At 34.0% G+C, this 12,207-nt stretch carries 8 protein-coding genes; 6 read left to right on the top strand and 2 right to left on the bottom strand.

Annotated elements, in window-relative coordinates; all coding sequences use genetic code 11:
- Positions 1 to 36: 36 nt before the first annotated feature.
- Positions 37 to 351: an RNA polymerase sigma factor gene (locus tag IWX83_RS14075; RefSeq protein ID WP_196830541.1), complete on the bottom strand. Its 315-nt coding sequence runs from the start codon at positions 349 to 351 to the stop codon at positions 37 to 39.
- A gap of 277 nt (positions 352 to 628) precedes the next feature.
- Here IWX83_RS14075 and lon point away from each other — a divergent pair, with 277 nt between their 5' ends.
- From lon to IWX83_RS14045, 6 genes are all read left to right on the top strand, one after another.
- Positions 629 to 3,079: an endopeptidase La gene (lon, locus tag IWX83_RS14070; RefSeq protein WP_196830539.1), complete on the top strand. Its 2,451-nt coding sequence runs from the start codon at positions 629 to 631 to the stop codon at positions 3,077 to 3,079.
- 169 nt (positions 3,080 to 3,248) lie between these two features.
- Positions 3,249 to 4,268 (top strand): type IX secretion system protein PorQ, encoded by a 1,020-nt coding sequence (gene porQ / locus IWX83_RS14065; protein ID WP_196830537.1) that lies wholly within the window; start codon positions 3,249 to 3,251, stop codon positions 4,266 to 4,268.
- Between the two features lie 37 nt (positions 4,269 to 4,305).
- Positions 4,306 to 5,001: a (d)CMP kinase gene (gene cmk / locus IWX83_RS14060; RefSeq protein WP_073353219.1), complete on the top strand. Its 696-nt coding sequence runs from the start codon at positions 4,306 to 4,308 to the stop codon at positions 4,999 to 5,001.
- 74 nt (positions 5,002 to 5,075) lie between these two features.
- Positions 5,076 to 6,452, top strand: a complete 1,377-nt coding sequence (locus tag IWX83_RS14055) for a nucleoside permease (RefSeq protein ID WP_073353217.1) — start codon at positions 5,076 to 5,078, stop codon at positions 6,450 to 6,452.
- A gap of 386 nt (positions 6,453 to 6,838) precedes the next feature.
- On the top strand, positions 6,839 to 8,617 hold the full coding sequence (gene rpsA / locus IWX83_RS14050; protein WP_196830535.1) for a 30S ribosomal protein S1: 1,779 nt from the start codon (positions 6,839 to 6,841) through the stop codon (positions 8,615 to 8,617).
- Between the two features lie 367 nt (positions 8,618 to 8,984).
- Complete coding sequence (locus IWX83_RS14045) at positions 8,985 to 9,539, top strand: fasciclin domain-containing protein (RefSeq protein ID WP_073353214.1); 555 nt, start codon at positions 8,985 to 8,987, stop codon at positions 9,537 to 9,539.
- A 124-nt stretch (positions 9,540 to 9,663) separates the two neighbouring features.
- Here IWX83_RS14045 and pheT read toward each other — a convergent pair whose 3' ends face one another.
- The gene (gene pheT / locus IWX83_RS14040) at positions 9,664 to 12,084 is read right to left on the bottom strand and encodes a phenylalanine--tRNA ligase subunit beta (RefSeq protein WP_196830532.1); all 2,421 of its coding nucleotides are present in this window, start codon (positions 12,082 to 12,084) and stop codon (positions 9,664 to 9,666) included.
- Positions 12,085 to 12,207 lie beyond the last annotated feature (123 nt).

Raw genomic sequence — 12,207 nt, 5'->3', positions numbered from 1 at the left:
TTAGTTTTTGTTTCCTCAATTTTATAATGTGTGGTATCAAAATCTTCTGTTTTGAATTGATTTTTTTTTTATAAAATCAATACTTGAGTTTACAACAATTCGATTTAACCAAGCGCCAAAAGAAACTTTTTGTTTGTTATCGTTTCTCTTCGAAAATGCCTTCAGAAAACCATCTTCTGTATAATAGGCATCTTTAGCAATACGATACGTAACGGTATACATCGCTTTTGCATTGCGATTATAAACTTCGCACTGTGCTTTATGATTTTTTTTCTGGCAAACCAAAATCAATTTTTCGATATTTTGATGGGTTAAACTCAAACAGTTGATCGTGATTTGTAATAAATACATGTTATTTAGGACTATATTTCACTTTTAGAAAAATATAACTAAATTTTAATTTTACGTAATCACGAATAGTTTTAGTTCTTGTTACAGTTGGGTTTTAAATAACACTTTTTTATAAAAAATAGAATTAATACAGTTTCTTTTGGCACAAAGATTGACTCTTTTACGGTTATGCAAATTTTGAAAATTAAAGATTGTTTTTATCTACAAAGACTCTTTTGAAATCCTATATTTGCTTAAAGGATTAATTTTTTAATGACAAAAAGACTTAAATAATACTATGTCAAATCATAAAATACTTACTATTGACAATCTGTCACTTCAGGAATTTGATTCGGAAGCAGATTTAATTCCACTTTTGACTCCAGAGGACGAGGAGGAAATGAATAATGAGGCATTACCTGAATTATTAGCGATCTTGCCATTGCGAAATATGGTTTTATTTCCAGGTGTTGTCATACCAATTACAGCAGGACGAGATAAATCAATCAAATTAATAAATGATGCCAACGCAGCGGGTAAAACTATTGGTGTTGTTGCTCAAATTAACGAGGAAGATGAAGATCCAACTAAAGCAGATATCCATAAAATAGGTACTGTGGCTCGTATTTTACGAGTACTAAAAATGCCGGACGGAAATATTACTGTAATTCTTCAGGGTAAAAAGCGTTTCGAAATTGATACTGTATTAGAGGAACTACCTTATTTAACAGCAAAAATTAAAGAGGTTCCTGAAAAGCGACCGAAAAAAAATGATACCGAGTTTGTAGCTATTCTAGATTCTGTCAAAGAATTAGCCATTCAAATTATTAAAGAAAGTCCAAACATTCCTAGCGAAGCAACCTTTGCCATCAAAAATATCGAAAGTCAATCTTTCTTGATTAATTTTGTTACTTCAAACATGAATTTATCAGTTAAAGAGAAACAAGATTTATTAGCGATTAATGAATTAAAAGAGAGAGCTTTAGAGACGTTGCGTTATATGAATATTGAGTTGCAAAAACTCGAATTGAAAAATGATATTCAGTCCAAAGTTCGTTTCGATTTAGACCAACAACAACGCGAATATTTCCTGCACCAGCAGATGAAAACCATTCAGGAAGAGTTAGGTGGTGTTTCTCAAGAAGAGGAAATTGAGGAAATGGTACAGAAGTCTTTGACCAAGAAATGGGATGAGAAAACCAAAAAGCATTTTGATAAAGAATTGTCAAAAATGCGTCGTATGAATCCACAAGCACCCGATTTTGGTATCCAAAGAAACTATTTAGAGTTGTTCTTAGATTTGCCTTGGAACGAGTATTCTAAAGATATTTTTGACTTAAAACGTGCTCAGAAAATATTAGATAGAGATCATTTTGGGCTTGAAGATGTGAAGAAAAGAATGATAGAACATTTGGCAGTTTTAAAATTGCGAAATGATATGAAATCGCCAATCATTTGCTTGACAGGTCCTCCTGGAGTAGGTAAAACCTCTATAGGGCGTTCTATTGCAGAAGCGCTTGGCAGAGAATATGTGCGTATTTCATTGGGAGGTTTACGCGATGAATCTGAGATTCGTGGACATAGAAAAACGTATATTGGTGCTATGCCAGGGCGAATTATCCAGAGCTTAAAAAAAGCGGGAACATCAAATCCTGTTTTTGTTTTGGATGAAATCGATAAATTATCAAATAGTAATCAAGGTGATCCATCATCGGCATTATTGGAAGTTTTAGATCCAGAGCAAAACAATTCATTTTATGATAATTTCCTTGAAATGGGATATGACTTATCAAAAGTGATGTTTATCGCAACTTCAAATACGATGTCCTCCATTCAGCCGGCCTTAAGAGATAGAATGGAAATTATCAAAATGTCAGGATACACTATTGAAGAAAAGGTAGAAATTGCACGTCAGCATTTGTTTCCAAGACAATTGAAAGAACATGGTTTGACGACCAAAGATTTGACCATTGGAAAAAAACAATTAGAAAAAATTGTTGAAGGATATACACGTGAATCTGGTGTTCGTGGTTTAGAAGCTAAAATTGCTCAAGTAATCCGTAACGCAGCGAAATCAGTTGCGATGGAAGAAGAATATAACAAAAAAGTTACGGACGAGGATATCATAAAAACGCTTGGTGTTCCAAGATTAGAAAGAGACAAATACGAGAACAATGATGTTGCCGGTGTGGTAACTGGTTTGGCTTGGACATCTGTTGGGGGTGACATTCTTTTTATTGAATCGTTGCTTTCTCCTGGAAAAGGAATCATGACTATTACCGGAAATTTAGGTACAGTCATGAAAGAATCGGCTACAATTGCTTTGGAATATATTAAGGCAAATGCAAAATTTTTAGGATTAAATTCAGAGATACTTTCTAAATATAACATTCACCTGCACGTTCCGGAAGGAGCTACTCCAAAAGACGGTCCAAGTGCCGGAATTGCAATGTTGACGTCATTAGTTTCGTTGTTTACACAAAAACGAGTGAAGAAAAACTTAGCGATGACAGGAGAAATCACGTTGCGTGGAAAAGTGTTGCCAGTAGGCGGAATCAAGGAAAAGATTTTGGCAGCTAAAAGAGCGAATATCAAAGAAATTATTTTGTGTCATGAAAATAAGAGTGATATTGATGAAATAAAACCGGAATATCTGGAAGGACTTTCTTTTCATTATGTAAAAGAAATGAGCGATGTATTAAAATTTGCTTTGACCGATCAGAAAGTAAAAAATGCGAAGGATTTGTAATAAAATACAACTCAGAAATACCTAAAATCCAAATTTCAAATCTTGATTATCAAGAGATGGAATTTGGATTTTTTATTTATAATTACGAGTTTTAAATTTGCCATTTATTGTATTTATAATTTTATCTTCGCAGTTGCGTTTTTATTTTACACCCACTGCAATTTAAAGCATGTTAAAAAAACTTCTATTATACTGTTTCCTGATTATTTGTACTGTTTCTTACAGTCAAATAGGAGGGAAATATACCTATCAGTTTTTGAATTTGGTGACTTCGCCAAGACAGGCAGCTTTAGGCGGAAAAGTAATCACGATTTATGATGATGACGTCAATCAAGCGCATTTTAATCCTGCAACCATAAATGCTGAAATGGACAATCACTTGGCTTTAAATTATGGGAGTTATTTTGGGGAAGTGACGTATGGAACTGCTTCTTATGCGTACACTTATGACCGCCATTTGCAAACTTTTCAGGCTGGTGTAAATTATGTTAACTACGGTAATTTTGAAGGCTTTGATGAAAATGGTCAGCCTACATCGGCATTTACCGGTAGCGAAATTGCACTTTCCTTTGGCTATGCCTACAATATTCCTTACACTGATATTCACATAGGAGCGAGTGCAAAACTGATTTCTTCCAGTTTGGAAACCTATCATTCTTTTGGCGGAGCTTTAGACATTGGTGCTTTGTTTATTGATGAAAGAAACGATGTAAACTGGGCGTTAGCAATACGGAATATCGGAACTCAGTTTTCAACTTATAATGGTACAAATGAGAAACTACCGTTGGAAATTATTGCGGGTGTTTCTCAGGAATTAGAAAACGTTCCTATTCGGTGGCACCTTACCTTAGAAAATTTACAGCAATGGAATATTGCTTTTTCAAATCCAGCCAGAGCAGAATCCTCTTTTGATGGAGAATCCACCGAAGAAAAAGTGTCCTTTATTAATAATGCATTACGACATGTAATTGTGGGTGTTGAACTCTTTCCTAAAAAAGCGTTTAATCTGCGGCTCGGTTATAATTTTAGAAGAGCCGAAGAATTGCGACTTTTAGAACAACGAAACTTCTCAGGTGTCTCTCTGGGTTTTGGACTTAAAATGAATAAACTGAAATTCAATTATTCGTATTCCAAATATACATTAGCCGGAAATACAAGTCTTTTTGGGTTAACAGTGAACTTTCAATAATAATTTTGATATAACATAGAACTTTAAATATTACATTTTGAATAAAAAAATTACTATCGCAATAGATGGATTTTCATCTACCGGAAAAAGTACTTTGGCCAAGCAACTCGCTAATAATTTAGGATACGTATACGTTGACACTGGAGCGATGTACCGTGCCGTTACATTTTTTGCGATGCAAAATGGCTACATAAATGCGGATTCTTTTGATAAACAAACATTGATAAACAGCTTGCCAAATATACAATTGCACTTCAAATTTAATGCGGATTTGGGTTTTGGCGAAATGTATTTAAATGATGTAAATGTAGAAACTGAAATCAGAACGATTGAAGTATCTCGTTTTGTTAGCAAAGTAGCTGAAGTTTCAGAAGTTCGTGCCAAATTAGTAGAACAGCAGAAAGAAATGGGAAAAAATAAAGGTATCGTCATGGATGGAAGGGACATAGGAACCGTAGTTTTTCCCAATGCCGAGCTCAAAATTTTCATGACAGCCAGCGCAACTACAAGAGCAAAAAGACGTTACGATGAGCTTGTCCAAAAAGGAGATAAGGTGACCTTTGAAGAAGTACTAAAAAATGTAGAAGAGCGAGATCACATTGATACACATCGGGAGGATTCTCCTTTAGTGATAGCGGAAGATGCTATTGAGATTGATAATTCACATTTGAATCGTGAGGAACAATTTGCACTTGTTTTAGATTTAGTAAACGATATGACTAAAACGTTATAATTATTTGCAGATTTCATTTTTAATAGTAGATTTACGCCTTGTAAATTTTTTAAAGTAAAAAAACAATTCATCTCATGGGAATTAAAAATAGATTGGTAATAATGAGTTTTCTTCAGTTTTTTGTTTGGGGAGCTTGGTTGATTACAATTGCAAATTACTGGTTTGGGACAATGCAATGGGATGGAACGCAATTTGGATTGGTTTTTGGTACGATGGGAATTGCTTCTTTGTTTATGCCAACACTAACGGGTATTATTGCTGATAGATGGATAAATGCTGAAAAATTATACGGAGCGCTACACATTTTATATGCAGCGGTTTTATTTTACATACCACAAGTTTCCACGCCTGAAACCTTTATTTACATTATGCTTTTGGCCATGTGTTTTTATATGCCAACAATTGCTTTGAGCAATTCTATTTCTTACACGGCCCTTAAGTTAAACAATAAAGATGTTATCAAGAATTTCCCTCCTATACGGGTTTGGGGAACAGTTGGTTTTATTGTAGCCATGTGGATTACAAATTTAACAGGAAATAAAGCAACAGAATATCAGTTTTATATAGCAGGTTTAGCTGCTGTGGTTTTGGGAATTTATTCCTTTACATTGCCAGAATGTAAGCCCCAACGTTTATCAAAAGAGAATGCGTCACTAATGGAAACATTAGGATTAGAGTCTTTCAAGTTGTTTGCCGATTATAAAATGGCTTTGTTTTTTATTTTCTCTATGTTTTTAGGTGGAGCATTGCAACTTACGAACGCCTATGGTGATGTTTTCTTAGATGAGTTTAAGCATTTTCCAAAATATGCCGATTCGTTTGTTGTGGAATATTCAACAATTATAATGTCAATTTCTCAAATTTCAGAGACCTTATTTATTCTTGCCATTCCTTTTTTTCTTAAACGTTTTGGTATCAAACAAGTGATGTTAATCAGTATGCTGGCTTGGGTACTTCGTTTTGGATTGTTTGCTTATGGAAACCCAACAACTGGTTTGTGGATGATTGTTATGTCATGTGTGGTTTACGGAATGGCTTTTGATTTCTTTAATATTTCAGGATCTTTATTTGTAGAAACCAACACAGATCCAAAAAACAGATCGTCAGCGCAAGGTTTATTCATGATGATGACTAATGGTTTTGGAGCCGTTTTAGGGAGTTTCACTTCTGGATGGGCGATCGATAAATATTTTACTAAATCATTTACTAATACAACGGACTTAGCTGGTTTTCTAGAAACAGAAACGACCAATTCGAAAATGTTAGAATTTGTTGCAAGCCAAGGCAATGCAATAGGAGCAGATGGCTTGTTTAGCAAAGCTATTTTAATGAAAGATTGGCATACGATCTGGTTGGCTTTTGCCATGTACGCGCTGGTCATTGCGATTGCATTCGCTGTTTTATTCAAGCACAAACACAATCCACTTGATGTCGAAAATATAAGTCATTAACAAACGGTAGAAAATATATAGAACCCGATAACTGAAAATAGGTATCGGGTTTTTTTGTGTTGAAAAACCAATTGAAGTTTAATAGCCCCGAGTGAAGCGGCATCCTTTTATTGATTTTTCAGCCTTTTGAAGGATGGAAAATCAATAAAAGATAGAGCGGAAAGCGGGAGAAGATTTGTTAAAAACCACTAAAAGTTGTGCTCCTAGTAATCAATCGATTATCTTGCTTGTAATGTTTTGTTGTTTAATATAAATTTGTTACTTTTGCAAACCTTTTGGTGAATAAGAGTTTCCTCTAGGGTTCAATTAATTATACAAACAACTTCTGCTGTTTTCTAACACATTAAGAAACTCGAGAGAATACAGAATACAAATTTTTAATCAGCATGTCTGAACAAGTAAAATCACAAGAAGAGTATTTAGCAAATTTTAACTGGCACAACTTTGAAGAAGGTATTGATGCAGTTGATCAAAAAAACTTACAAGAATTCGAAGAACTAGTTTCAAAAACATTTATCGCTACGGATCAAGAAGAAGTGGTAGATGGTACAGTTGTTAGAATTACAGATAGAGACGTTATCGTTGATATCAACGCAAAATCGGAAGGTGTTATTTCATTAAACGAATTCCGTTACAACCCAGCATTAAAAGTAGGTGATACTGTTGAAGTATTAATTGACATCCGTGAGGATAAAACAGGTCAATTAGTATTATCTCACAGAAAAGCACGTACTATCAAATCATGGGATAGAGTTATTTCGGCTAACGAAACAGGTGAAATCGTTAATGGTTTTGTTAAATGCAGAACTAAAGGTGGTATGATCGTTGACGTTTTCGGAATTGAAGCGTTCTTACCAGGATCTCAAATTGATGTTAAGCCAATTAGAGATTACGATGTATACGTAAACAAAATGATGGAATTCAAAGTTGTGAAAATTAACCACGAATTTAAAAACGTAGTTGTATCTCACAAAGCGCTTATTGAAGCGGATATCGAAATCCAGAAAAAAGAAATCATCGGTCAATTACAAAAAGGACAAGTATTAGAAGGTGTTGTTAAAAACATTACTTCTTATGGTGTCTTTATTGACTTAGGTGGAGTTGATGGATTGATTCACATTACTGACCTTTCTTGGTCAAGAATCAACCACCCATCTGAAGTTCTTGAATTAGATCAAAAATTAAACGTTGTAATCCTTGATTTCGATGACGAAAAAACAAGAATTCAATTAGGATTGAAACAATTAAACGCGCACCCTTGGGATGCTCTAGATGCTAAATTAGCAATTGGAGACAAAGTAAAAGGTAAAGTAGTTGTAATCGCTGATTACGGTGCTTTCATCGAAGTTGCTGAAGGTGTTGAAGGTTTAATCCACGTTTCTGAAATGTCTTGGTCTACTCATTTACGTTCTGCTCAAGATTTCGTAAAAGTAGGTGATGTTGTTGAAGCTGTTATCTTAACATTAGATAGAGATGACCGTAAAATGTCATTAGGTATCAAACAATTGTCTCAAGATCCTTGGACTGATATCACTTCTAAATATCCTGTAGGTTCTAAACATTCAGGTATCGTTAGAAACTTTACAAACTTTGGAATTTTCGTAGAACTAGAAGAAGGAATTGATGGATTAATTTACATTTCTGACTTATCTTGGACTAAGAAAATTAAACACCCATCTGAATTTGTAAATGTTGGTGAAAAACTTGACGTAGTAGTATTAGAATTAGATGTTGATGGACGTAAATTATCTTTAGGTCACAAACAAACTACTGCTAATCCTTGGGATCAGTATGAAGGTTCTTTCGCTGTAGGAACTATCCACAACGGTGAAATTTCTGAAATTGTTGACAAAGGAGCTACTGTAGAATTTGGAGATGATATCGTTGCTTTCATTCCTACTCGTCACCTTGAAAAAGAAGACGGTAAGAAATTGAAAAAAGGTGAAACTGCTGATTTCAAAGTAATCGAATTCAATAAAGAATTTAAAAGAGTAGTTGCCTCTCACACTGCAATCTTCCGTGAAGAAGAAGAGAAAAATGTGAAAACTGCTACTGAAAACACTTCATCTAACTCTTCTACAAATGCACCAGCTGCAACTTTAGGAGACAACAATGATATGTTAGCTGCATTGAAAGCTAAAATGGAAAAATCAGAGAAAAAATAATTTCTTGAAATTTTTTAAATAGTAAAGCCCCACAGCAATGTGGGGCTTTTTTTTGCTTTATAAATAGGTGTTTTACTATTTAGGAGCACCATAATTGATTTTCATTTCACTATTCCTCCCGCTTTTCGCAGTATCTTTTCATTGTGCAGAACATCTAACTTACAATAGAAAATTATAAAAGCACAATAAAAAGGATACTTGCTTCAATCAGGGCTAGTTTACACGTTCTATCTGCATCAGGCTATTAAAAAAATAATGTTTTTATTTTACTGACAATCAATTATTTATAAATTATTTTAATTTTTTTAAAACCAAATCTACTCTTTGTGCGTAAATGCTTTTATATAACTTTAAAAAATAGATTATTATGAAAACTAGAAAATTTTTATCGATTGCTTTTATGGCATTAGTATTTGGAGCTACTTCTTTTGCTCAAAAAACAGTAATGGTTGGTGGAGCAGCAATGTACCCTTCAAAAAATATTGTTGAAAATGCAGTAAACTCTAAAGATCACACTACGCTTGTTGCAGCCGTTAAAGCCGCAGGATTAGTAGAAACATTACAAAGTAAAGGACCTTTTACAGTTTTTGCACCAACAAATGCTGCTTTTGCTAAATTACCAATGGGAACTGTTGAAACGTTATTGAAACCTGAAAACTTAAAAATGTTGCAAACAATCCTTACCTACCATGTAGTTGCAGGAAAAATGAACGCTTCTGATATAGCAAAAGCTATTAAAAAGGGAAAAGGTAAAGCAACTTTGAAAACGGTTAGCGGTGGAACACTTACGGCTTGGATGAAAGGTAAAAACTTATATATTACTGATGAGAATGGTGGAAAATCTAAAGTTACAATCGCAGATGTAAACCAATCGAATGGTGTGATTCACGTTGTTGATGCTGTGGTATTGCCTAAAAAATAATTTAAAATTAGAGGTTGATATTTTGTTAGTCTTAAAAGCTCTACTACTAGTAGGGCTTTTTTGTATAAAAAAATTCCCAATTCTAAATCTAGAATTGGGAATTAATATTTTAAATAAAGGGCTATTATCGTAAGCTAGCTCCAAGTTCAGTTTCAAAATTCTTTTGCAGCTTGCTCATAATTTTATCAATTTGAACATCTGTCAATGTTTTTGAATGGTCCTGAATAGTGAAACTCAACGCATACGATTTTTTTCCTTCGGGAAGATTTTGTCCTTCGTACACATCAAATAAATTAATGTCTTTTAACAGTGCTTTTTCCGTTTGATAGGCAATCGTGTAAATACGATCATAAGTTACACTTTGGTCAATCAATAAAGCCAAATCTCTGCGAACTTCTGGATATTTAGGAATCTCAGTGTATTTTATTTTGCTTGAAAGTAATTTCAAAATTAAGTTCCAATTAAAATCTGCATAAAACACTTCCTGTTTGATTCCAAAATGTTTTAAAATTGATTTTTTTACGACTCCTAATTCTACTAGAATTTCGTTTCCAACGCTAATCGCAATCCCTTCAGAAAACACATCTGAAGTTACTGGTACATTTTGTGTTTTTTGAATGCCCAAACGAGAAAGAATTCCATTTGCAAACCCTTTAAATAAAAAGAAATCGGATGGTTTTTGAGTTGCTGTCCAGTTTTCCTGATTTCTGCTACCAGTAAGGAATAAGCTTAAATGCTTTTTTTCTTCATAACCGGCAAGGTAGTTATGATATGTTTTTCCAAACTCGAATAATTTCAAATCGGCATTTTTACGATTGATATTATACGATACTGCTTCTAATCCTGAAAATAGCAAAGACTGTCGCATTGTTGACAAATCAGCACTTAAGGGATTTAACATTGTCACATTGTTTGTTGGATTCAAATCCTCTGAAAGTCCAACGTAAAATGCAGTAGTCAATGAATTTGCCATCATTTCATTGAATCCCTGAGAATTTAATTGTGTGGCAATCACATTTTGTATTTTGTAATCTTCGTTTCGAGGTGAATTAGAAACGGTGGCATTTAATTTTTTAGAAAAATTAATATTGTTGTAGCCATATACTCTTAATATTTCTTCTATAACATCTATTTCTCTTTGTACATCAACGCGGTAGGCTGGAATTGTTAATCCTAATCCAGCATCTGAGACACTATTTACTTTGATATCTAAAGAAACTAATATTTTTTTAATCGTATCTTTTGGTATTTCTTCCCCAATAATTTTTGCGACTTTACTAAAGTTTAAGAATACGCTGAAATCTTCTATTTTCTTTGGATAGACATTAAAAACGTCAGATGTAATTTCTCCACCTGCCACTTCTTGTATTAATAACGCAGCACGTTTTAAGGCATATTCCGTTATAGTTGGGTCAATTCCTCTTTCAAAACGGAAAGAAGCATCTGTATTTAATTGATGTCTTTTTGCAGTTTTACGAATACTTACCGGATTGAAATAAGCACTTTCTAAAAATATAGAATTTGTACTTTCAGAAACTCCAGATTTTTTACCACCAAAAACACCGGCAATGCATAAAGGACCTTTTTCGTCACAAATCATTAAATCCTCTTCGTGCAATGTTCTTTCAACATCATCAAGGGTGATGAATTTTGTGCCTGCAGGAAGCGTTTGCACTATTATTTTACCATTAATTTTTGCAGCATCAAAAGCATGGAGTGGTTGTCCTAATTCATGTAAAACATAATTTGTAACATCGACGATATTATTTTTTGGATTTAATCCAATAGCTTTCAATCTGTTTTGTAACCACGCAGGAGATGTTTTGACTTCGATCCCTGAAATAGTTACACCGCAATAACGAGGGGCAAGTTTAGGTTCTTTTACATCGATGTCAATTTTCAAAGTTCTTTTATCTACTCTAAAATTACTAACTGATGGGGTAATTAATTCTACGTTTATACCACTTTGTAAAAGTCCAGCTCTTAAATCTCTAGCTGTTCCTAAGTGGCTCATGGCATCAGCACGGTTAGGAGTAAGTCCAATTTCAAAAACTTCATCATCTTCAATTTTAAAGACGGTTGCAGCAGGTGTTCCCGGTACTAAAGCATCGTCTAAAATCATAATGCCATCATGGCTTTCACCAAGACCAATTTCATCTTCTGCACAAATCATTCCGTGGCTTTCCTGTCCGCGTATTTTTCCTTTTTTTATCGAAAAAGCAACTCCTGCAGCATCATATAATGTAGTTCCGATGGTAGCGACCGGTACTTTTTGACCAGCAGCAACATTATTGGCACCACATACAATTTGTACTGGAATACCGTTGCCTAAATCTACGGTGGTTATTTTTAGTCTGTCAGCATCGGGATGTTGGATGCAGGTAAGTACATGTCCTACAACAATACCTTCTAATCCGCCTTTTACGGATTGGTATTTTTCTACTATTTCTACTTCCAAACCTAAGTCCGTAAGTAATGCAGCAGTTTCATCGGATTTCCAGTCTATTTTGATGAATTGTTTTAACCAGTTGTAAGATATTTTCATTTTATGTTTTTTTCAAGATTGCAAATATAAGGATTGCAGATTGGAGTAAGAAACAATTTTTTTTGTTTTTTATAATTGATTTGCAGTAGTAAGGACGTGTAGGAAATGTTAATTTGGCATTAT

Source organism: Flavobacterium sp. CG_9.1 (assembly GCF_015751645.1).
Classification (GTDB): Bacteria; Bacteroidota; Bacteroidia; order Flavobacteriales; family Flavobacteriaceae; genus Flavobacterium; species Flavobacterium xanthum.
The sequence above is the reverse complement of the archived record's forward strand: the minus strand, read 5'-3'. Positions and strand labels throughout refer to the sequence as shown.